At 71.6% G+C, this 20,653-nt stretch carries 24 protein-coding genes; 5 read left to right on the forward strand and 19 right to left on the reverse strand.

Annotated elements, in window-relative coordinates:
- Positions 1–120 precede the first annotated feature (120 nt).
- A complete protein-coding gene (locus EDF40_RS13490) occupies positions 121–585 on the forward strand; it encodes a DUF2231 domain-containing protein (RefSeq protein WP_123338363.1) in 465 nt (154 codons plus the stop codon).
- On the opposite strand, the gene EDF40_RS13495 is transcribed toward EDF40_RS13490, so the two are convergent.
- The 19 genes from EDF40_RS13495 to EDF40_RS13585 all read right to left on the reverse strand — a co-directional run bounded on the left by EDF40_RS13495 (position 582) and on the right by EDF40_RS13585 (position 16,862).
- Positions 582–1,580, reverse strand: a complete 999-nt coding sequence (locus EDF40_RS13495) for a cation diffusion facilitator family transporter (RefSeq protein WP_123338362.1) — start codon at positions 1,578–1,580, stop codon at positions 582–584. The two genes, EDF40_RS13490 and EDF40_RS13495, sit on opposite strands and share 4 nt — an antisense overlap.
- Positions 1,577–1,939, reverse strand: coding sequence for a metalloregulator ArsR/SmtB family transcription factor (locus EDF40_RS13500; protein WP_260154814.1), 363 nt, complete (start codon positions 1,937–1,939; stop codon positions 1,577–1,579). The genes EDF40_RS13495 and EDF40_RS13500 overlap by 4 nt, the downstream gene beginning before the upstream one ends.
- Before the next feature lie 110 nt (positions 1,940–2,049).
- On the reverse strand, positions 2,050–3,225 hold the full coding sequence (locus EDF40_RS13505; RefSeq protein WP_123338361.1) for a flagellar hook protein FlgE: 1,176 nt from the start codon (positions 3,223–3,225) through the stop codon (positions 2,050–2,052).
- A gap of 65 nt (positions 3,226–3,290) precedes the next feature.
- Positions 3,291–3,734 (reverse strand): flagellar hook assembly protein FlgD, encoded by a 444-nt coding sequence (locus tag EDF40_RS13510; RefSeq protein WP_123292727.1) that lies wholly within the window; start codon positions 3,732–3,734, stop codon positions 3,291–3,293.
- Between the two features lie 25 nt (positions 3,735–3,759).
- Complete coding sequence (locus tag EDF40_RS13515; protein WP_123338360.1) at positions 3,760–5,238, reverse strand: flagellar hook-length control protein FliK; 1,479 nt, start codon at positions 5,236–5,238, stop codon at positions 3,760–3,762.
- Complete coding sequence (locus EDF40_RS13520; protein WP_123338359.1) at positions 5,235–5,966, reverse strand: C40 family peptidase; 732 nt, start codon at positions 5,964–5,966, stop codon at positions 5,235–5,237. Before EDF40_RS13520 ends, EDF40_RS13515 begins: the two co-directional genes overlap by 4 nt.
- Positions 5,963–6,394, reverse strand: a complete 432-nt coding sequence (locus EDF40_RS13525) for a flagellar FliJ family protein (protein WP_111086344.1) — start codon at positions 6,392–6,394, stop codon at positions 5,963–5,965. Before EDF40_RS13525 ends, EDF40_RS13520 begins: the two co-directional genes overlap by 4 nt.
- Entirely contained in the window at positions 6,394–7,737 is a 1,344-nt protein-coding gene (locus EDF40_RS13530; protein ID WP_123338358.1) for a FliI/YscN family ATPase, read from the reverse strand. Before EDF40_RS13530 ends, EDF40_RS13525 begins: the two co-directional genes overlap by 1 nt.
- The gene (locus EDF40_RS13535) at positions 7,734–8,396 is read right to left on the reverse strand and encodes a hypothetical protein (protein WP_123338357.1); all 663 of its coding nucleotides are present in this window, start codon (positions 8,394–8,396) and stop codon (positions 7,734–7,736) included. Before EDF40_RS13535 ends, EDF40_RS13530 begins: the two co-directional genes overlap by 4 nt.
- Positions 8,389–9,453 (reverse strand): flagellar motor switch protein FliG, encoded by a 1,065-nt coding sequence (gene fliG / locus EDF40_RS13540; RefSeq protein WP_123292859.1) that lies wholly within the window; start codon positions 9,451–9,453, stop codon positions 8,389–8,391. Before fliG ends, EDF40_RS13535 begins: the two co-directional genes overlap by 8 nt.
- Before the next feature lie 8 nt (positions 9,454–9,461).
- On the reverse strand, positions 9,462–11,135 hold the full coding sequence (gene fliF, locus EDF40_RS13545) for a flagellar basal-body MS-ring/collar protein FliF (RefSeq protein WP_123338356.1): 1,674 nt from the start codon (positions 11,133–11,135) through the stop codon (positions 9,462–9,464).
- Positions 11,135–11,470, reverse strand: coding sequence for a flagellar hook-basal body complex protein FliE (fliE, locus tag EDF40_RS13550; RefSeq protein ID WP_123338355.1), 336 nt, complete (start codon positions 11,468–11,470; stop codon positions 11,135–11,137). The genes fliF and fliE overlap by 1 nt, the downstream gene beginning before the upstream one ends.
- Complete coding sequence (locus tag EDF40_RS13555) at positions 11,470–11,865, reverse strand: flagellar basal body rod protein FlgC (protein ID WP_235035933.1); 396 nt, start codon at positions 11,863–11,865, stop codon at positions 11,470–11,472. Before EDF40_RS13555 ends, fliE begins: the two co-directional genes overlap by 1 nt.
- A complete protein-coding gene (locus EDF40_RS13560; RefSeq protein WP_123338354.1) occupies positions 11,862–12,206 on the reverse strand; it encodes a flagellar basal body protein in 345 nt (114 codons plus the stop codon). The genes EDF40_RS13555 and EDF40_RS13560 overlap by 4 nt, the downstream gene beginning before the upstream one ends.
- Positions 12,207–12,745: 539 nt before the next feature.
- Positions 12,746–13,048: a hypothetical protein gene (locus tag EDF40_RS13565; RefSeq protein ID WP_148053753.1), complete on the reverse strand. Its 303-nt coding sequence runs from the start codon at positions 13,046–13,048 to the stop codon at positions 12,746–12,748.
- Positions 13,049–13,109: 61 nt separating this feature from the next.
- Positions 13,110–13,583 carry a flagellar export chaperone FliS gene (gene fliS / locus EDF40_RS13570; RefSeq protein ID WP_123338352.1) on the reverse strand — a complete coding sequence of 158 codons (474 nt, stop codon included), beginning with the start codon at positions 13,581–13,583 and terminating at the stop codon, positions 13,110–13,112.
- A 10-nt stretch (positions 13,584–13,593) separates the two neighbouring features.
- Positions 13,594–14,982: a flagellar filament capping protein FliD gene (gene fliD, locus EDF40_RS13575; RefSeq protein WP_260236199.1), complete on the reverse strand. Its 1,389-nt coding sequence runs from the start codon at positions 14,980–14,982 to the stop codon at positions 13,594–13,596.
- A gap of 104 nt (positions 14,983–15,086) precedes the next feature.
- Positions 15,087–15,926 carry a flagellin gene (locus EDF40_RS13580; protein WP_181437623.1) on the reverse strand — a complete coding sequence of 280 codons (840 nt, stop codon included), beginning with the start codon at positions 15,924–15,926 and terminating at the stop codon, positions 15,087–15,089.
- 117 nt (positions 15,927–16,043) lie between these two features.
- Positions 16,044–16,862 (reverse strand): sigma-70 family RNA polymerase sigma factor, encoded by an 819-nt coding sequence (locus tag EDF40_RS13585; RefSeq protein WP_123338351.1) that lies wholly within the window; start codon positions 16,860–16,862, stop codon positions 16,044–16,046.
- Between the two features lie 462 nt (positions 16,863–17,324).
- Here EDF40_RS13585 and EDF40_RS13590 point away from each other — a divergent pair, with 462 nt between their 5' ends.
- From EDF40_RS13590 to fliW, 4 genes are read left to right on the forward strand one after another with little or no spacing between them, the layout of a single operon-like run.
- Positions 17,325–17,810: a flagellar protein FlgN gene (locus EDF40_RS13590; RefSeq protein WP_123292716.1), complete on the forward strand. Its 486-nt coding sequence runs from the start codon at positions 17,325–17,327 to the stop codon at positions 17,808–17,810.
- Between the two features lie 4 nt (positions 17,811–17,814).
- Complete coding sequence (flgK, locus tag EDF40_RS13595; protein ID WP_123338350.1) at positions 17,815–19,236, forward strand: flagellar hook-associated protein FlgK; 1,422 nt, start codon at positions 17,815–17,817, stop codon at positions 19,234–19,236.
- Positions 19,237–19,238: 2 nt separating this feature from the next.
- Entirely contained in the window at positions 19,239–20,120 is an 882-nt protein-coding gene (flgL, locus tag EDF40_RS13600) for a flagellar hook-associated protein FlgL (RefSeq protein ID WP_123292714.1), read from the forward strand.
- A complete protein-coding gene (gene fliW, locus EDF40_RS13605) occupies positions 20,117–20,485 on the forward strand; it encodes a flagellar assembly protein FliW (protein ID WP_111086356.1) in 369 nt (122 codons plus the stop codon). The genes flgL and fliW overlap by 4 nt, the downstream gene beginning before the upstream one ends.
- Positions 20,486–20,653 lie beyond the last annotated feature (168 nt).

Below are 20,653 nucleotides of genomic sequence, written 5' to 3' on the forward strand. Positions count from 1 at the left end.
ACAGCGAACCATGTCCGGGTCGCCCCGTTCGTGTGAGGTTTCGAACGATGCGGACCGCGGGATCCTGTTGTCTGGTCGAACACCGCCGGCACCGTCCGGCGCACGACGTGAAAGGCCGTCATGGACTGGCAGTTCGGCGGGATCCCGCTCCACCCCCTCTTCGTCCACCTGACCTCCGTCGCGGTCCCCGTCGCGGCGCTGACCGCGATCGTGGTCGCGGTGTGGCCCGCAGCGCGACGGTGGCTCGCAGTCGGCGCACCGATCATCGGGCTGGTCGCCCTCGTCTCGGTCCCCCTGGCGACCTCGTCCGGTGAATGGCTCGAACACCGCGAGCAGGAGACCGCGCTGCTCGAGCGGCACACCGAGCTCGCCGACGTGCTGCTCCCCTGGTCGATCGCGGTGTTCGTGCTCCTGCTGCTGTGGTGGGGATGGCACCGGTTCGGGACAGCTCGGGTGACGAGCGGTGGCGCGCTGCGGGCAGTCAGGATCGTCGGCCCGGTGCTGCTGCTCGCAGTCGGCGTCGTCTCGATGATCGAGGTCGTCGTCATCGGACACGCGGGCGCCGAGTCCGTCTGGAAGGGCTAGGAACGCACTGCGGAGCGCGTTGGGGTCACCGTGAAGGCGTCGAGGTTTCCCATCGCCCGCCGGACGTGTTCCGCGGCCTGGTCGGTGACGTCCGTGGCGTCCTGCAGATCCGTCGTCATCACCTCGACCGTTGCCGATCCGGTCAGCCGGTGCCCGATCCACCGGAGACGGAGGTCGCGGACCCTGTGGACGCCGTCCGTGTGCTCGAGGACGTGCTCGGCACGTTCGACGAGCGCCGGGTCGACGGCGTCCATCAGCCGCGCGCCGATCGACTTCACCGTGCCCCAGAGCAGCACCAGGATCGAGATCGAGATGAGCAGGCCGATGACCGGGTCGGCGAGCGGGAAGCCGACCATCACGCCGACCGCACCGAGGACCACCGACAGTGAGGTGAAGCCGTCGAGCCGGGCGTGCACGCCGTCGGCCACGAGTGCCGCCGAACCGATCCGCTGGCCGACCCGAATCCGGTACATCGCGACGACCTCGTTGCCGGCGAAGCCGATCAGGCCCGCGGCGACGAGCAACCAGGGCGCCTCGACCGGGCGTGGGTGCACGAAGCGATCGATCGCCTGCCACCCGGCCACCACTGCCGAGAGCGCGACGACGAAGACGATGAACATGCCGGCGAGGTCCTCGGCGCGGCCGTACCCGTAGGTGAGCCGCCGGGTAGCCACGCGTCGGCCGAGCACGAACGCGACCCACAGCGGCACGGCGGTCAGCGCGTCCGCGAAGTTGTGGGTGGTGTCCGCCAGCAGGGCGATCGAGCCGGTGAACGCGACGAGCACGGCCTGCAGGACGGTGGTGCCGAGGAGCACGAAGAGACTGATCTTGAGCGCGCGGACACCGGCCGAGCTCGCCTCCATGGCGTCGTCGATCGAGTCGGCGGAGTCATGCGTGTGTGGGACGACGAGGTCGTAGAGGAGGCCCCGCACGCCGCCGTGCGGGTGCGCGTGGTCGTGGTCGTGCTGGTGCCCGTCGTGCTCGTGGTCGGTCACGCGCCGGCCTGCTCCCCGCGGTGGTGCGGCGCGGCACCCACGACGTGTTCGGCCTGCTTCACCGCGTCGATCACCAGCTCCGACGCGTGCTCGTCGGTGAGTCGGTAGAAGACCGTCGTGCCCTCACGGCGAGTGGACACCATCCGCGCGAGCCGGAGCTTCGCGAGGTGCTGCGACACCGCCGCGGGGCTCTTGTCGACCACATCGGCCAGGTGGTTCACGGACATCTCCTCGGCGTTCCGGAGCGCCAGGATGATCTTCACCCGGGTCGCGTCGGCGAGCATCGCGAAGACCTCGACCGCCAGTTCGACGTACTCCGACTCGGGATCGAGCCCGCATGGCTGCTTGTCTACGTGCACACGTAGATACTAAGTCATCAGATCCCGAACGGACAGCCGAACTCGTGAGCAGGAATGGTCGGGTTGCCCGGCTTGGACCCGACCATTCCTGCTCACGAAGCGCCGTCCGCCTACCGCTTCAGGTTCGTCAGCTCCTGCAGCACCTCGTCCGAGGTCGTGATGATGCGCGCGTTCGCCTGGAACCCGCGCTGCGCCACGATCAGGTTCGTGAACTCCTGCGACAGGTCGACGTTCGACATCTCGAGGGTGCCCGCCGCGAGCGACCCGACGCCGGCCGAACCGGGACCGCCGACGGTCGCGGTGCCCGAGTTGCCGGTGGCACGGTAGCCCGAGGCGCCGGTCTTCTCGAGGCCCGCCGGGTTGGCGAACGTCGCGAGGGCGATGCGGCCGAGGGCGAGCGACGCACCGTTCGAGAACGTGCCGGTGACGGTGCCGTCCTTCGAGATCGCGTAGCCCTGCAGGGCGCCGGCTTCGCGGCCGTTCTGCGAACCGATCGACGCGGTGTTGAGCGAGGCGAAGCCGGTGAGCTCCCCCATGTCGACGGCGATGCCGCCGACCGTCAGGGCGCCGCCGGAGGTCAGCTTGCCGTCGGTGCCGAACGTGAGCGACCCGTTCGTGGTGGTCCCCTGCCCGTTGCGTGCGGTGACGTCCCAGCCGGTGCCGGTGCGCGTGTAGGCGAGGGACATCGTGTGCTTGGCGCCCGAGGCGTCGTAGACGGTGGCCTCGCGGGTGATGGTGTCGCCGACGGCGGTCTCGGACGGCAGGTTGCCGGCGACCGAGGCCGAGGTGGTGCGGACGGCCGGTGCCGCGGCGTCGAGCGGCAGCGTGATGTCGGCGAGGCCGCCGTTGTCGTTGACGACGCCGTTGGTGGCCGGGTAGCCCTGCACGATCTTGCCGTCGGCGGTGACCAGGCGGCCGTTCGCGTCGAAGTCGAACGCACCGGCGCGGGTGTAGACGGTGTCGTTGCCGAGGCGGGTGACGAAGAAGCCGTCGCCGGAGATCATCAGGTCGGTGGCCTTGCCGGTGGCCTGGGCCGAGCCCTGCGCGAAGTTGGTGGAGACGCCGGCGACCTGGACGCCGAGGCCGATCTGCGCCGGGTTGGTGCCGCCGACACCGGTCTGCGGTCCGCCGGCACCCTGGGTCATCTGCGACAGGGTGTCCTGGAAGACCGTCGACGAGGCCTTGAAGCCGACGGTGTTGACGTTGGCGATGTTGTTGCCGGTGACGTCGAGCATCTGCTGGTGCGAGCGGAGGCCGGAGATCCCGGAGTAGAGCGAGCGGAGCATGGTGCGTCCTTTCGGAGAGGCAGGAAGAGCAGGAAGAAAGAGGGGAAGGAGGGGAAGGAGCGGTGTCAGGAAGCCGGAGCGGTGGTGGTGATGCCGGAGATCACGTCGAGAGCGACCTCCTTCCCGTTCACGGTGACCGTGGGCACGCTGTTCGCGTAGGACACGGCCGAGGCGGTCCCGGTGACGGCGGTACCGGTCGCAGCGTCGGTGTAGCTGACCTGCTTGCCGACGAGGTTCGCGGCGGCGATGCGCATCTGGAGCGAGAAGTTCTCGTTCCCGGTCGTGGTCTGGTTGGTGATCTGCTCCATCATCGCGAGCTGCGTCTGCTGGCTGATCATCTGGTTGGTGTCCATCGGCGACGACGGGTCCTGGTTCTGCAGCTGCGTGACGAGCAGCTTCATGAACACCTCGGAGTCCATCGTCTGGGACTTCTTCGCGGTCGAGTTCGCGGCGAGGGCCGCGGCCTGGGCAGCCTGGTCCACGCTGCCGGTGATGCCGTCGATGGGCATGGTTGCGTTCCTGTTCGTGAGCCGGTCAGGCGAGGACGTCGAGTCCCGCGGTGCGGATGGTGGAGGTGGACGTGGCGGCTGCGGAGGCTGGCTGCGCGGCGGAGGTGCGCCGTGCCTCCAGGCCGGTGTCGGCACGCAGGCGGCCGTCGGCTGGTCGCTGGTCGCGACCCGCCGACGTGCCCGGGTGGTTCTGCGACGACAGGTCGAGCGTGGTGCTCAGCCCGGTGCCGGCGGCGTCGCGCCGCAGGTCCGGCAGCACCTGGCGGACCGCGTCGCGGCCCGCTTCGGACGCCGCGAACAGCTCGACGTGCATGCCGTGCGCGGTGACGTGTGCGCGGACCGTGACCGGTCCGAGGCTGTCCGGCACGACCTGCACGGTGACGACGTGCTCCCCGGGGCCGGCCTGCGCGAGCGAGAACACCGGTCGCGCGAGCTGCTGTCCGAGGGGCGCGGGCGTGGCCGACGGAGCGGCGGCCGCCGTGACCGGAGCGGGCGCGGCGGTCGGCGTGGAGGGCAGGACGAAGGGCGTCTCGCTGCCGCGCGTGGTGGTGACCGCCGGGAGGCCCGGATCACCCGCCGTCGATCCCTGCTGGTCCGTCCCGTGGCCGGTCTGCCCACCCCGCGCGGCGGTCGCCGCTGCCACCGTGACGACGGCCGGGGTCGCGATCGCGGAGCCGTCGGTGGTCTGGGTGGTCGGGCCGGTCGGCTGGAGCGTCGCGGCGACCGCGGCCCCAGCGACCGCCGCCGCAGTGACCGCGGGGGCGGGCGCGCTGCTCGTGCTCGTGACTCCGGCGGTGCCGGTGCCGGTGCCGGTCGTCGCGCCGGACGGGGTGCCGGGCCTCGGGACGTCGGACGCCGGTGACGGCGCGAGCCCGTCGGCGGGGACTGCGGCGGTCGGGACCGGTGCCGGTGCGGCGGCGGAAGCGGCGGACGCCGTGGTGCTTGCCGACGGCGCCGTGGGAGCCGGCAGCGGGGCCGCGGCGCCCGTGGCAGCGGAAGCCCCGGTGTCAGCGGCGGGGACGGCAGCAGCGGTCGTCGGTGTGGTCGTCTCCGGAGCCGGAGCCGGAGCCGGGGCCGCCGCCGTCGCGGTGCCGACCTGCGCCGTCGGCTCGGGCGCGGTCGATGTCACCGGCGTGCCCGTCTCGACAGGGGTCGTCACCGCGACCGGAGTCAGCGAGCCGGGCGCCGTCCCTGCGAGCGGGAGCGTGAGCATGGACGCCTGGGCCTCCCCGGCGGCAGCGGCCGAGCCGTCAGCGGGAGCCGCGACGTCCGTCCCGGTGCTGGTCGTCGAAGCGTTCGGCGACGTGGTCGGCCCGGTGTCGTCGGCTGCGCGGGAGTCGTCCCGGCGCGCCGGTGCGCGCTCACCGGCACGACGATCGGTCGCGGCGGCCGCGGACAGGGCGGCGTCGAACGACCCAGCGGCCCCGGCGACGGTCGTGGCGCGGGCGGGCGCAGCGCTGCTCGTCGGAGCGGGCGCGGGCTGGGTGGCGATGGTCAGGCTCATGCGGCGCTCCCGGACTGCATCATGGACAGCAGCGCGGCGGTCTGCAGGTCGGTGGCGCTGCTTGCGGTGGTCGCGGTCGTCGGCGGAGTGGCGGACGCCTGCGCCGGCACGATGCGGCGGATGGTGGCGATGTCGGCGTCCGAGTACCAGTTGTCGACGATGCGGACGTCCTTGCCGGGGCGCGGCGCGTGCAGCACCTTGCCGTCGCCGACGTAGATGACGACGTGGCCCTCGCCCTTCGGGATGATCAGGTCGCCGGGCTGCGCGTCCTTCAGGGAGCCGACCTCGACGCCCATCTTCGCCTGGTCCGGCACGACCCGCGGCATGGTCACGCCGAGGTCCTTGAACACCGTCTGCACCAGGCCCGAGCAGTCCATGCCAGAAGTCGTCGTGCCGCCGAACACGTAGGGCACGCCGAGGTACTTCTTCGCGTCCGCGACGACGTCGGAGCCGGTGGCGCCGCTGCCCGTCGCGAGCGTGCCCGCGCCGGCGTCGACGGACGTTGCGGGCGCGCTGCTGGTGGTCGCCGCAGCGCCGGCAGCAGCGGTCGCGGTCCCGGTGCCGGTGTTCCCGGTCGCCGTGGCCAGGGCGTCGGCGAAGGCGCTCGACGACGCGCTGGTCGACCCGGCGGACGACGACGTACTCGTCGCCGAGGCCGAGCCACCGCGCAGGGTGTCGATCTGGGAACGGATCTCGGAGATCCGGGAGAGCACCGCTTCGACGCTCATCGGGCACCACCTTCCGTGCGGCGTCGTGCCGCGATCTCGTCGAGGGCGTTCTGTTCGGTGCGGAGTTCCTCGGCGGCCTGCTCGGCGGCGTGCTTGCCCTCGAGCTTCTCCAGGCCGACCGCGGCACGGCGTGCGGCGGTGTACTCGTCCTGTGCCCGGTCGGCGTCCGCGCGGCGGGTCCGGACCACGGCGTCGAGCTCCTCGAGCATCCCGCGGGTCGCAGCACGCGCAGCGGCGACGGCGCTCAGGGTCGCGGCGTCCTCGATCGGCTGCGCGCCCTCGGCGTCGGCGAGGCTGCGGCGCGCGGCGATCCGGGCGTCGGCGGCGTCGCGCACGCGCTCGTTCGCGGTGGCGAGCGAGGCAGCGGCGCGGTCCTGTTCGGTGTGCCGCAGGCGCAGGAGCCCCGCGAGCGGGAAGCGGCGGGCCATCACGACACCCCCAGCTGCTGCACGAGACCACCGAGTCGCTGCCAGGACGCGTCGGCGGTCGCCCGCTCGTCCATCCCCTGGCGCAGGAACGCGTCGATCGCGCCCTGGTGGTCGACGGCGGCGTCGACGAGCGGGTTCGAACCGCGCTGGTACGCACCGACGTCGAGCAGGTCCTGGGCGGCGGCACGTGCTGCCATCACCTTGCGGAGGGTCGTCGCGGCACCGCGCTGCGCCGGGTCCGTCACCTTCGAGGCCACACGGGACACCGAGCCGAGGGCGTCCACCGACGGGAAGTGCCCGGTGATCGCGAGCTTCCGGTCGAGCACGACGTGACCGTCCAGGATGCTGCGGGCGGCGTCGGCGATCGGCTCGTTGTGGTCGTCGCCGTCGACCAGCACGGTGTACATGCCGGTGATGCTGCCGACGCGGTCCGTCCCGGCACGCTCGAGCAGCCCGGCGAGCACCGAGAACGTCGACGGCGGGTAGCCCCGGGTGGCCGGCGGCTCCCCCACCGAGAGCCCGATCTCGCGCTGCGCCATCGCGACGCGGGTGAGCGAGTCCATCATGAGCACGACGTCCTGGCCGGCATCGCGGAACGACTCGGCGATGCGGGTGGCCACGAACGCGGCCCGCAAGCGCATCAGCGCGGGCTCGTCCGAGGTCGACACGACGACGATCGAGCGGGCGAGGCCCTCGGCACCGAGGTCGTCCTCGAGGAACTCGCGCACCTCGCGGCCACGCTCCCCGACCAGCGCGATCACGTTGACGGCGGCGTCACTCCCCCGGGCGATCATCGACAGCAGCGACGACTTGCCGACACCGGAGCCCGCGAACAGCCCCATGCGCTGGCCACGGCCGACCGTGGTGAGGGTGTCGAGCACCCGCACGCCGAGCTGCATCGGGGTGTCGATGCGGGTGCGTGCCATCGCGTTCGGGGTCGCGTGGTCGAGCGGCACCCAGTCGACGGGCTCACCACCGGCACCGACGAGCGGTCCGCGGTCGTCGATCGGCCGGCCGAGCCCGTCGAGCACACGGCCGAACAGCCCGGCACCCGTCGGCACGAGCACCGGCCGGCCGGTGGGGCGTGCGGGGGTGCCTGCGGTCACACCGGTGAGGCGTCCGAGGGGCATGCAGCGCACGCCGGTGGCGTCGGTGGCGACGACCTCGACCGTGGTCGGCTCGGAGCCGTCGCGGCCGACCGACACCAGTTCGCCGACGTGGGCGTCGAGCCCGGCGATCGTCAGCCCGAGGCCGACGGCACTCGTGACGACGCCGACCCGCTGGGGTGCGGCCTGCCGCAGGGCGTCGTCGAGCCCGCGGGGCCGGAGCAGCGTGGCGGTCACGCGGACACCCCCTGCAGCTCGACACCCAGTGCAGTGCGGGCGCGGTCGAGTGCGGTGGCGATCCGGGCGTCGAGGATGCCGTCCGGCAGGTCGACGACGGCGTCGCCGTCCCGCAGCGCGGGGTCCGCGACGACCGGGACCGGCAGGTCGACGTCGGCGACGCGGGCGGCGTCCGCCGGGCTGAGCCGGACGGCCACCGGGACGCTGCGGTCGATGGACGCGAGTGCCCGCCGGACGGTGGTCTCGGCGCCGGACGTGATCCGGGCCTCCCCTCCGTCATCGGTCTCGACCGCCGGACGGGAGGCACGGATCTCGTACCCGACGATCGCCTCGGCCAGGTCCGTGGCCGCGCTGGCGACCGAAGCCTCGGCGTCGCTGAGGACGGGCGCGACCGTGGACAGCATCGCGTTCGTCGCGGCGTCGAGGACGGCGATGCGGCGGACAGTGTCCGCGCGCAGCGACGCGGTCAGCGCGGCGTGCTCGGCCTGCAGGCGGGCGCGCAGGGCGTCCGTCTCGGCCTGTGCGGCGCGGAGTCCCGCGGTGTAGCCGGCCGCGTGGCCGCGGACGTCGGCACCGGACGCGCGGTCGGTCACGGCGGCGGTGCCGATCGAGGGGAACGCGATGCGCTGCACGGTGCCGGCGGTCGTGGTGTCAGTCAACGAGCTCGTCCTCCTCGGCACGGTGCACGGTGATGACGCCCTGCGCCTCGAGCTCGCGCACGGAACGGACGACCTCGGCACGCGCCTCCTCGACCTGCGAGACGCGGACCGGGCCCATGGCCTGCAGTTCGTCGTCGAGCAGCGAGCGGTTGCGCTCGGACACGTTCGCGCGGATCGTCTCGACGACGGGTCCAGCGGCACCCTTCATGGCGGTCGCGAGGAGCTTCGAGTCGATGCCGCGCAGCACCTGCTGGATGTCGCGGGACTCGAGCTTGACGATGTCCTCGAAGGTGAGCATGCGCGAGCGGATGTCCTCGGCGAGCTCCGGGTCGCGGGCCTCGAGCCCGTCGAGCACGGCCTTCTCGGTGGCGACGTCGGAGCGGTTGATGATGTCGACCAGGGGCGCGATGCCGCCGACGACCTCGACGCTCTCGCGCGGCGACACGACGGCGCCGGCGCGCTGCCGCAGGACACCGGCGACGATCCCGACGGCCTCCGGGGTCGCGCTGCCCATCGTGGCGAACGCCTGCGCGACGTCGGTGCGGACGCGCTCGTCGACACCCGCGAGGACGGCGCTCGCCTGACCGGGCTTGAGGTGTGCGAGGACGAGGGCGATGGTCTGCGGCAGCTCGCCCTCGAGCAGGGTGATGACCTGCCCGGGCTCGGCGTCGTCGAGGAAGTCGAAGGACTGGCCGGCGAGGTTCGAGGCGAGCCGGTCCATCACGCCGGCGGCGCGCTCGGCGCCGAAGGACGCCTCGAGCAGCCCGAGCGCGGTCTCCTTGCCGCCACGCTTCTGCAGCCGGCCGCTCATCGTGATCCGGTGGAACTCCGACATCGTCTGGTCGACGACGGTGTCCTCGACGCGGCGCATCCGGACGATCTCGGCCGAGATCTCCTCGGCCTCCATCTCGGTGAACTGCTTCATCACCTCGGCCGCACGGTCGGTGTCCATCTGCATGAGGATGAGCGCGACCTTCTGGGCGCCGGTCAGCGCACGGTCGTTCGAACCCTTGCCGGTGCCCGGGCCGTTGCCGTTGCCGTTGCTGCCGCTCGGCATCAGGGCGCTCACACCGGTGCCCGGTCGTCGAGGAGCCCGCGCAGGAGCTCGGCCGTGCGCTTCGGGTCGCGTTCGGCCAGCGCGGAGATGTCCTGTCGGCGGCGCTCGGCCGTGATCTCGTCGGTCGTCAGCACCTCGGTCGGCGGGTCACCGGCGGGCATCGTCGACAGCACGGCGGTGGGGGCGTCGCCGGCGCCGAGGGTCGCCCGGTCGGCGGCGCCGTCCATCGCGAGGGGCAGCTGGAAGGTCTCGCCGGCGAAGGCGTCGAGTTCGCCGAGGTCGACGGCCTCGCGCTCCTGCTTCCGACTGCGACGGGCGATGACGAACATGACGGCGATGAGCGCGAGCAGGATGCCGATGACGATGCCGGCGGTGCGGATCGACGACCACAGGGCTTCCTGCTGGTCGGCCTTCTGCTGCGCCTCGAGGGCCTTCGCGGCCTGGTCGGCACCACTGGTGTCGAAGTCCATCATCGCGACCTTCACCTGGTCGCCGCGGTTCTGGTCGACGCCGGCGGCGGCCGACACCAGGTCGTTGATGCTCTGCAGGTTCGCGTTCTGCACGGCGTCGGCCTTCGAGTTCAGCGCGACCGAGATGGTCTGCCGGTCGAGGGACCCCGACGGGATCTGCGTGGTCTCGGTGGTGTGGTCCACGGCGTTGTTCTTGGTCGCCGACTCGTTGGTGTAGCCGCCGTCACCGGTGCCGCTCGTGGCGGTGCCGTTCGGCACCGCGATGTTGTCCGGGCCGAGGACCCCGGTCGCGCCGCTCGACGCGCCCGCGGCACCCGAGCCGTACTGCTCGGTGGTGCTCGACTCGTTGAGCGCGACCGGACCGGAGGTCGGTGACGTGTAGCTCTCCGACGTGCGGGTGCCGGACTCCTGGTTCATCGTGCCGGAGACCACGACCGTCGCGTTGCCGGCCCCGAGGGTGGTGTCGAGCAGGTCCTGGATCTTCTTGCTCGTCGCGGCGTCGTAGTCGGCGGCCTGGTCGGCGCCGCTGCCGGTCGCACCGGTCCCGACGGCGGACAGCGTCTGCCCCTTGGCGTCGACGACCGAGACGTCGGTGGTCTGCATGCCCTCGACCGAGGCGCTGGTCAGGTGCACGATCGCCTGCACCTGGTCGGTGGTCAGCTGCGTGCCGTTGTCGGTGGCGATGAACACCGACGCCGTCGGGTCCTTCTCCTCGGACACGAACACGGACTTCTCCGGGATCGCGAGCTGCACGGTCGCGGTCTGCACGCCGTCCATCGCGCCGATGGTCTTGGCGAGCTCGCCCTCCATCGCCCGCTTGTAGGTGACGTCCTGCTGGAACTCCGAGCTCGTCACGCCCATCTGGTCGAGCAACGAGTAGCCGCCCTCGTTCGACGACGGCAGCCCGTTCGACGCGGCCTTGAGACGCTCCGAGTACACCTGCGCCTGCGGCACCAGGATCGTCGCGCCGCCGTCGGTGAGCTGGTACGGCACACCGTCGGTCTGCAGCTGGTCGGTGATGGAGCTCGCGTCGGCGGCGGCCAGCCCGGTGAAGAGCGGCGCGTAGGACGCCTTGCCGAGCCACGACGCCAGGGCGATCCCACCGAGCACGAGCGCGGCGATCACCAGGATCGCGATGGTGCGCTGGGCGGCGGAGAAGCCCTTCACGTACGCGGACAGGCGCGCGAAGACGTTCTTGACGGCGACGGGCATCAGGCCTGCATCCTCATGATCTCGTTGAACGCATCGACGCCCTTGTTGCGGACGGCGGAGACGAGCTCGAGCGTGACCTGTGCGCGGGTGGCGGCGATGGTCGCGTCGTGGATGTCGTCGAGGTTGCCGGTGACGGCCTTGAGCGCGAGGGTCTTCGAGTCGCTCTGCAGCGCCTGCAACCCGTCGACGGCGTTCCCGAGGCTGGCGGCGAACCCGCTGCCGTCGGTGCTGGTCGCGCCGGCGGTGCCGGTGACGTCGCTGGAGGTGCCGGACACACTGGTCAGTGCGTTCGTCATCGCGTTGGTGGTCACACCGTTGACGGCGTCGATGGGCATCAGTTCTTCCCGATCTGCAGTGCCGCCTCGTAGGCGGTCTTGGCACGGTCGACCACGGCGGCGTTCGCCTGGTAGCCGCGCTGGGCCATGATGAGGTCCGCCATCTGCGTGCCGAGGTCGATGTCCGGCATGCGGACGTAGCCCTCGTCGTTCGCGAGCGGGTTGTCCGGGTCGTAGGTCACTCGGCCGGCGGCGCTGCCGAACGCGGCACCCTTGACGTAGGCGCCGGACACGCCGTTGCCCTCCTGCACCTCGACGTAGCGGGCCTGGAAGGCGGTGTCGTCCATCGACTTCACGGTGTTCGCGTTCGCCATGTTGTCGGCGACGGCGTCGAGCCACTTCCGGTGCACGGTCATGCCGGTGCTCGCGATGCCGATCGCGTCGAAGGTCGTCACGAGTTCGTCCGCATCGCCGCACGGACGCTGGTGAGCTCGGAGTTCATCGCCTGCGTGGCGAACTGGTACCGGAGCACGGTGTCGACGTTGGAGAGCGTCTCCTCGTCGAGGTTGACGTTGTTGCCGTTCGTGTTCGTCGGCTCGAGGCTGCGGGCGACCGTCGGCGCGGTGTCCCCGCTGCCGTCGGTGATCGACTTCGCCAGGGCGTCCTCGAACTGGACCTTCTCGGCGTGGTAGCCGGGCGTGTTGATGTTCGCGATGTTGTTCGCGATCACCTTCTGGCGCATCGACAGGCCGTCGAGTGCGCTCTTCAGCGCGACGCTCGTCACGGAATCGAACACGGTGGTCCCCTCGTCAGGCGTCGTCGATGGGACGTCGCCGTGCGGTGGTGGCCGATCCGTGGCCGAACTGGTGAGCGATCCGTGCTCGTGTGGCGCTATCGGTGCCCGTCCCCGGCCGCGTTAGCCCTCGCCCCGAACGGGGGTGGCTGGGGCGCGTTCGTCCGATGCAGAACGACTTCCTCGTTGTCGTACGACGACCACCTCGTCGCACCTTGCGCGCGCCCGGTGTTGCACGCGCGGGCGAGCGACACCATCGATGTCGTACGACGTCGACGATGTCGCACGTTGCGCGCGCAGACAGTTGCGCCCGCGGTCCGACGACATCCTCGTCGTCGCTCGACGACCACCTCGTCGCACGTTGCCGACGCTGGCCGTTCACAGTGGGAACCGTTGCGCTCGCGGGGCATCGACATCCTCGTTGTCGTATGACGACCACCTCGTCGCACCTTGCGCCCGCCCGGCGTTGCACGCGCGGGGCATCGACATCCTCGTTGTCGTACGACGTCGAGCATGTCGTTCCGGGTCGAGCGCGCGACGGGTCAGGCGGACGCGTCGAGGTAGACCGCGCCACGGGGCTCGCGGGTCGCGTCCACGGCGCGCAGCGCACCGAGGTGCTCGAGCGTCGCCCGCCGGTCCGACTCCAGTTCCGCGATGCGGTCGCGCTGCGCAGCGAGCAGCCGGGAGGCACGCCCCACCAACGCGCGCGGCACCGGACCCAGCCCGGCTGGCTGCGACCACCCCACCACGGCCGTGGGGTCGGCCGCCTGTCGGGCGGCGTCGTGCTCCAGGGAATCGAGGAGGGCCTCCCAGGCGAGGCGGTGGTCGACCTGCTCGGGCGACACCTCCTGCTCAGGCGACGGTGTCGTTTCGGGCGACGGTGCCGGTTCACGCGACGGTGCCGGTTCAAGCGACACCGAGGGCTCCGCCCGTCGGCTGCTGGCGGGCCGGCGTCACCGGCAGCGACGCGGCGGCGTCGTGCCACGACTGCCGCAGGGGTTCGAGGATCCGGATGCAGTCGCGCGTGGCCTGCACGTCACGGTGCACGTTCGCGGTGATGAGGGACGTCGACGCGTAGTTGTAGACGGCGAGCAGGCCCTCACCCCCGTCCCAGACGTCGATCCGCAGCGTGGACGACAGCTCGCCGACGATGGCCTGCGCGTGCAGCAGCTGTTCGCGGGCGGCGTCCCAGTCGGCGCTGGTCTGTGCGGCCTCGGCGCGGTGCAGGTCGAGCAGCAGCCGGTCGTAGAGCATCGTGACGAGCTGCGCCGGGGTGGCCGACAGGACGGCCTCGTTCGTGTACTGGGCGCGACGCTGGTCGGTCACGGTGCGGGGCTGCGCGGCCTGGCGGAAGGCGGCGGCCTGGAAGTCGAAGGTCATGGTGATCCCGTCAGCTCGTCGTCGCCGCGAGCTGGCTGGCGAGCCAGCTCGACTGGGACTGGAGCTTGCTGAGGCTGGTCTCGAGCGACGAGTACAGCGTCTGGAGCGATGCGCGGCGCATCGTGAGTCGGTCGGTCCAGCTGTCGATCTGGGTGTTGAGGTCCTTGGCGACCGCCTGCTGGCCGGTGATCGTCGTGGTGATGGACCCGTCGTACTTGTCGGACGCCGCGGTGGCGGCGGCACCGACGTTCGCGGCGACGCCGGACAGCATCGCCTGCGTGCCCTCGGGGTCGGTGGCGAGGGCCTTCTGGAAGACCTCGGCATCGAAGGTGAAGCTGCCGTCCTTGGTGATCGAGATGCCGATCGACGACGGCGACTTCCCGCCGACGGGCGCCGACATGGTGCTGCCCAGGCGCTGCACGGCGTCGCGCGAGGTGCCGTCGCCCATCAGGACCCCGGCGGTCGTGGTCGTCGACCCACTGGTGGCACTCGTGCTGCTCGTCACCGCGGTGTTCGTCTTGTAGTAGGCCGAGACCGCGTTCATCGCGTCGACGAGTCCGGACGCCACGGACTGGGCCTTCGTGGTGTCCTGCGCGACGCCGACCGTGACCGGGTCCGTCGAGGCCCTCGACACGGTGACGCTGAGCCCGGGGACCAGGTCGGTGAACGTGTTCGTCGCGCTCGTGATCGTCTGCTCGGCGGCGGTGCCGGCCCACAGTGTGACGCTGGCGTCCTTCGCCTGGGCGACGACCGCGGCGCCGACCTCGGTCAGCACGTTCGTCGCGGTGCCCGCGGTCACCTGGTCGGCGGTCCCCCGGTACACCTCGAAACCACCCGCGGCCCCGGTCTTGGCAGACGTCAGCTGCAACCGGTAGAGCTTGGTGCCGTCGGCGGCCGCACCCGCGGCGACCTTCGTGGCGGTGACGCCGACCCCGGACTTGTTGATCGCCGAGACCGTGTCGTCGAGGGAGCCGGACGACGGCGTGACGGTGGTCTTCGTGCCGTCGGCCCCCACCATGGTGATCGGCTCGGCAGCGGCCGACCACGTGGACATCGCGGCGGTGACCCCGACCTGGGCGGACGCGGTCGAGCCGACGCTGAACGTCAGTGATCCGGCGCTCGCGTTCGTGCCGGTGACGGCGGTGACGCCCGACGACGAGCTCGTGGCCGTGAAGAGGTCGAGCGAGGTCGCCTTGGCGGCGTCCTTCGCCTTCGTCGCGAGGGCCTGCACCAAGCCGTTGATCGTCTGCAGTGACGAGATGAACGAGTTGGTGCTCGTGAGCTTGTTCTTGAGCAGGGTCTGCGGCACGCCCTCGACGCTCATCAACGAGTTGATGAGGTCGGTCGTCTTGAGCCCGCTGACGAGCCCGTCGATCGCGAGGCTGGTGCTCGAGGACACGGACGATGACATCGTCGACACTCCCTGGCGTCGTGGGGATGGTCAGGAGGGCGACGCCGCCTCCCGGGAAGCCTGAACGATCCCGGAAGGCGGCGTCGTGGGTGCTAGCGCAGGAGCGAGAGCACGCCCTGCGTGCTCTGGTTCGCCTGCGCGAGCATCGACGTGCCGGCCTGGCTGAGGATGTTGTCGCGCGTGTACTTGACCATCTCCTCGGCCATGTCGACGTCGGTGATGCGCGAACCGGCAGCGGTGAGGTTCTCCTTGGCCACGTTCGTCACGTTGATGGCGTGGTCGAAGCGGTTCTGGACAGCACCGATGCTCGAACGTGCCGAGGACACGTACTTGATCTGCTCGTCGATCGCGGTGATGGCGGCCTGAGCGTTCGTCGCGCTGTCGAAGGTGAGGGCGCCGACAGCGGTCGACACCGACTCCACGTTGGACTTCGACAGGTCGACGTCGATCTGGCTCGCCGCGTCGCCGTTGGCGCCGACCTGGAACTTCAGGACGCCTGCGGTGCCGGCGGAGCCGTCGAGCAGGTTGATGCCGTTGAAGTTGGTCGACTGCGAGATGCGGGTGAGCTCCTTGGTGAGCTCGCCGACCTCGGTGGTGATCGCCTTGCGCGAGTCCTCGTTGTTCGAGTCGTTACCGGCCTGGACGGCCAGGTCGCGCATGCGCTGGAGGATCGAGTGGGTCTCGGTGAGGCCACCTTCAGCGGTCTGCACGACGGAGATGCCGTCCTGCGCGTTGCGGGCGGCGACCGTGAGGCCACCGACCTGGGACTTCAGCCCCTCGGAGATCGACAGACCGGCCGCGTCGTCGGCAGCACGGTTGATGCGGAGACCCGACGAGAGCTTCTCGAGGGACTTCGACAGGTCGTTCTGCGTCGAGTTGAGGTTCCGGTACGTGTTGAGTGCCGAGAGGTTGGTGTTGATGGACATACCCATGGTGGTTTCCTCCGTGAATGCTGGGTCGTACTACAGCCCGTCCGTGGGCTGACGTGGATGACTCTCGACCGGGTGCCGGGAGCCGTTAGGGAATCGACGGAAATACCCGTCGACGGTTCAGCTCGCCGCCACGGCGACCGGCGCAGTCGCGTCGTGGACGGCACGTGCGACGCCGGCGGCGGCGTTCGACGCGACGCGTGCGAGGTAGGCGCTCCGGCGGGCCGCGGTGGTGCGCGAGGCGGGTTCGGCGGCGGCACCTCCGTCGCCGTAGTGGGCGGCCAGTCCGTCGCGGAGCAGGCGCATCGCCTCGGAGCGCTGCTGCGAGACGGCGGAGTGCGTGATGCCGAGTTCCGCGGCGACGTCGGTCACCGAGCGGTCCCCGAAGTAGACGGCCTCGACGACGAAGCGCATCCGCTCGGGCAGCGCCTCGACGGCTGCGCGCAGGTAGCGGCGCTTCTCGGTCTCGAGCAGGTCGTCGCCGGGCAACGGCAGGTCGGCGGCGACGAGGTCGTGCACGGTCTCGTCGAGGGGCGCGACGATGCGGGCCGCGTCGCTCATGGCGTCCGAGGCGGCCTGCCGGTCGACGCCCATCGCGTCCGCGATCTCCTGCACGCCGACGCTCCGGCCGAGTCGGGCGGACAGGGCCTCCTGCGTGGCGAGGGTCTCGCGGATCCGCTTCCGGGTACCACGAGACGCCCAGTCGGCCGAGCGCATGTCGTCGGCGAGGGCTCCGGCGATCCGGGTCCGGGCGTACGCGCCGAAGGGGACGCCGAGGGTGGGGTCGAACGCGTCGGCAGCGGCGACGAGCGCGAGGGAGCCGACGGCGGCGAGGTCGTCGCGGTCCAGGTGCGTGGCACGGGAGCGGACGTCCGCGACGATGTAGCCCACGAGCGGGAGGTGCTCCACGATCATCGCGTTGCGTGCGGTGCGGTCCATGCTGATCCCCTGATCGACCTGACGTGACTGTCTCGACTCACCCGTCCCTGGGCACGACGGACGCCGGCCTCGGATGGCCGGTGCGTACGCCGAAGACCCGCCCGGTTCCCTCCGAGCGGTGCACCCCGCGCCCCTGTGAGGCGGTTCGAGGTCGCCCTCGTGGTGCGTTCTGAATGTATCGGCTGGCAATGTCCTGAACAGGGGTTCACCCGTCCCCAGTGCGGGGGCATTCGCGGTGTTTCCCGGTCGGCATTTGGGGGGACCCACCCGGTAGAACGCCCGTTCCCGTCCCCCGGACGGGGTGCGTTTCGTTCGTTCCGGGAGGCCCGGGGGACGTCCGCCTCGCATGTCACGTCCCCCGCCGCTTACGGCCACCGCCGTCGGGTCGATAGGTCTCGGTGTCCGCCGGATGGTGGACCCGAGGACCCGAACACCCGACGACGACCCACACGGGAGGAGCTGATGAGCGTGAACGACCTGTCCGCCGTGCTCTGGCGCGAACGCGAACTGCTCGAGCTGCTCACCTTCAAGCTCGAGGAGGAGCAGCTCCTGCTCACCGCGGGCCGTTCCCGGTGGGTGTCGCACGCCAGCCGCGAGGTCGAGCAGGTCCTCGAACGACTCCGCAGCACCGGACTCGAGCGCGCCGCGTCGAGTGCCGAGGTCGCCGAGGAGTGGGGCGTCCCCGCCGATGCACCACTGCGCGACGTCGTCGCCGCAGCGCCGAACGGCCCGTGGGGTGAGATCCTCGCAGCACACTTGACCGCGATGGTCGAGCTGACCACCCAGATCGGCGCCCTGCGCGACGAGAACGACCGCTTCCTGCGCACCGCCGCCCAGGCCACCGAGGAGACCCTCGCCGGCACCGTGACGACCGCCGCGACCTACGACGCCTCGGGCACCTCCGGTCCCGGCTCCGACGGCGCCCGCCTGTTCGAGGGGACCCTGTAGCCCCGTGGTCAGCACCTTCGGCTCCCTCGCCACCGCGTACTCCGGCCTCGCCGCCGCCCGCGCCGGCATCGACGTCACCGGCCAGAACATCGCGAACGCCGGCACCGCCGGGTACACGCGGCAGCGCGTCACGCAGAACTCCGTCCCCGCGACCCAGACCGGGTTCATGCGCGGCACCGCCGCCCTCGCCGGTCAGGGCGTCTCCGTCGACGGCATCGCCCGCCTGGCATCGCTGACGCTCGACGTCGGCGTCCGGGTCGCCGCGGGGTCCTCCGCCTACGCCGACGCCCGTGCGACGGCACTGTCCGCCCTCGAGACCGGCCTGCACGAGCCCGGCAAGGACGGCCTGAGCGCCAAGCTCGATGCCTTCTGGTCGTCGTGGAGCGAACTCGCCAGTCACCCCGACGACCCGGGTGCCGCCAGCGCCGTGATCGGCGCAGCGGGCACGGTCGCCTCCGCCCTGGCCGCCGGGTCGAAGGCCGTCGACGCGCAGTGGTCCTCGGTCCGGGGCACCGCGGCCGGCCAGGTCACCCAGCTGAACGACGCCGCGAAGCAGGTGGCCGACCTGAACGGGCGGATCCGCACCGCACTGGCCTCCGGCGGCAACGCCAACGAACTCCTCGACCAACGTGACCAGCTCACCGAGCAGATCGCGACGCTCGCCGGCGGGACGACCCGCACCAACGCGGACGGCACGGTCGACGTGCTGCTCGGCGGCAACCCGCTCGTGCAGGGCACCGACGCCCGCGCCGTGGCCCTCGGCGGTGGCGAACGCCTCGCCGACGGCGCCGCGGTCACCCTGACCTGGACCTCCGGCAGCGCCGGCGCGGTGTCCCTGAGCGGCGGGTCGATCGGTGGCGCCCTCGCCGTCCTCGCCCCGGCGAACGGGAACGGCACGGGCGGCGCGCTCGCCCAGGCCGCCGCCTCCTACGACGCCGTCGCGACCCAGCTCGCAGAGACCGTCAACGCCGTGCACGCCACCGGCACCACCCCGGCCGGCACCACCGGCACCGCGTTCTTCGCCCTCGCGGCGGGCGTCCCCGCCGCGCAGGGCCTGTCGGTCGTCCCGACGGACGGCAGCGGCCTGGCGACGCGGAACGCGGCGGGGCAGCTCGACGACTCGTTCGCCGACGCGCTCTCGCGACTCGGCACGGGCCCTGGAGCCGCCGACACGACCTGGGCGACGTTCGTGGCGGGGGTGGGCACCGCCTCCCGGTCGGCCGCGACGGAGTCGACACTCACCGGACTCGCCCTGACCAACGCGCGCACCCAGCAGCAGTCGAGCGCCGGCGTCGACCTCGACGAGGAGAACGTGAACCTGCTGAGCTACCAGCACGCGTACCAGGGCGCGGCACGCGTCCTGACCGCCGTCGACGAGATGCTCGACACCATCATCAACCGCGTCGGACTCGTCGGGAGGGGCTGATCGTGATCACCCGGGTGACCACCCAGATGTCGATGGCCGCGGCCTCGGCACGGCTGCAGACCGGTGCGGCGCGCGTGGCGCAGCTGACCGAGCAGGCCACCACGCTGCAGGCGATCCAGAAGCCGTCCGACGACCCGGTCGGCACCGCGTCGTCGATGCAGGTCCGCAAGGAGCAGGCCGCCGCCGCGCAGTACACGCGCAACGCGAACGACGCCGTGGCCTGGCTCGCGACCACCGACAGCGCCCTGTCCAGCGTCTACTCGGTGCTGAACAGCGTGCGGGACCTGACCGTGCAGGCGGCGAACTCCGGCACCATGAGCGACACCGACCGCGACGCCTTCATCACGCAGTTCCAGTCGCTGAAGTCCGACCTCGAGGCGCGGGCCAACACGACCTACGGCACCCGCTCGGTGTTCGCCGGCGCCTCGACCGCCGCCGCCGCGTACGACCCGGCGACCGGCTGGGCGGCCTCCGGCACGGACGTCTCCCGCCGGATCGGCGACGGCACCACCGTGCGCGTCGACACCGCCGGGGCCGACGTCTTCGGCACCGGCGCGTCGTCGGTGTTCGGGGTGCTCGACTCCATCGTCAGCGACCTGCAGAACGGGGTGAACGTGAACGCGCGGATCAACGACGTCGACGGCGCGCTCGGGGCCGTCCGCGGCGCCCAGGCCGACGTCGGTGTCCGGCACGCGACCGCCCTCGCCGCCCAGGACTCGCTGAAGACCGCGGCCGTCTCGCTCGAGAACCGCCGCGCCGGCATCGAGGACGTCGACCTCGCCAAGGCCGTCCTCGACCTGCAGGTGCAGCAGACCAACTACCAGGCAGCCCTCGCCGTCACCGCGAAGGTCCTGCAGCCGACCCTGATGGACTACCTCCGATGAGCATCTCCCTGACCTTCGCCGTCCCGCCGTTCGGCCTGTCCCCCGCACCGGTCTTCACGCTGACCCCGGTGGACGGTGCCGAGGGCCTGTTCACCCTCGTCGGGGGTTCCTCGCGCTTGTTCGTGCTCGACGCGGCGGTGCACCTGCCGTCGTACTCGCCCGAGCTCACCGACGAGCAGGCGGCGGGGCTCGAGCTGACCGACCCCGCCGATGCCATGCTGCTCGTGGTGGCGAACCCCGGCGCGTCCGGCACGACCGTCAACCTGCTCGCGCCGATCGTCGTGAACGCCCGGACCGCCGTGGGCGCGCAGCTCATCCTGGAGGACCAGGACCTGCCGCTGCGGGCGGAGCTCGCGCGGGCGTAGGTGCTGCGGGGCCCGGCAGCTGCACCCGCATCAGCTGCCTGGTCGACTCGGAACGACATCCTCGATGTCGTACGACATCGAGTTCGTCGCACCCGCGCGTGCGCAACAGTTGCACGCGCGGCCCGACGACAACATCGACGTCGTGCGACATCGATGTTGTCGCACCTT

It is taken from the genome of Curtobacterium sp. PhB170 (assembly GCF_003752345.1).
Taxonomy (GTDB): Bacteria; Actinomycetota; Actinomycetes; order Actinomycetales; family Microbacteriaceae; genus Curtobacterium.

Bases quoted from the DNA above. Each gene is read 5' to 3' on its own strand.
- EDF40_RS13490 (WP_123338363.1), top strand. From the start codon at position 121: ATGGACTGGCAGTTCGGCGGGATCCCGCTCCACCCCCTCTTCGTCCAC.
- EDF40_RS13505 (WP_123338361.1), bottom strand. From the start codon at position 3,225: ATGCTCCGCTCGCTCTACTCCGGGATCTCCGGCCTCCGCTCGCACCAG.
- EDF40_RS13510 (WP_123292727.1), bottom strand. From the start codon at position 3,734: ATGCCCATCGACGGCATCACCGGCAGCGTGGACCAGGCTGCCCAGGCC.
- EDF40_RS13515 (WP_123338360.1), bottom strand. From the start codon at position 5,238: ATGAGCCTGACCATCGCCACCCAGCCCGCGCCCGCTCCGACGAGCAGC.
- EDF40_RS13520 (WP_123338359.1), bottom strand. From the start codon at position 5,966: ATGAGCGTCGAAGCGGTGCTCTCCCGGATCTCCGAGATCCGTTCCCAG.
- EDF40_RS13525 (WP_111086344.1), bottom strand. From the start codon at position 6,394: ATGGCCCGCCGCTTCCCGCTCGCGGGGCTCCTGCGCCTGCGGCACACC.
- fliG (WP_123292859.1), bottom strand. From the start codon at position 9,453: ATGCCGAGCGGCAGCAACGGCAACGGCAACGGCCCGGGCACCGGCAAG.
- fliF (WP_123338356.1), bottom strand. From the start codon at position 11,135: ATGCCCGTCGCCGTCAAGAACGTCTTCGCGCGCCTGTCCGCGTACGTG.
- fliE (WP_123338355.1), bottom strand. From the start codon at position 11,470: ATGCCCATCGACGCCGTCAACGGTGTGACCACCAACGCGATGACGAAC.
- fliS (WP_123338352.1), bottom strand. From the start codon at position 13,583: ATGACCTTCGACTTCCAGGCCGCCGCCTTCCGCCAGGCCGCGCAGCCC.
- EDF40_RS13580 (WP_181437623.1), bottom strand. From the start codon at position 15,926: ATGGGTATGTCCATCAACACCAACCTCTCGGCACTCAACACGTACCGG.
- EDF40_RS13585 (WP_123338351.1), bottom strand. From the start codon at position 16,862: ATGGACCGCACCGCACGCAACGCGATGATCGTGGAGCACCTCCCGCTC.
- EDF40_RS13590 (WP_123292716.1), top strand. From the start codon at position 17,325: ATGAGCGTGAACGACCTGTCCGCCGTGCTCTGGCGCGAACGCGAACTG.
- fliW (WP_111086356.1), top strand. From the start codon at position 20,117: ATGAGCATCTCCCTGACCTTCGCCGTCCCGCCGTTCGGCCTGTCCCCC.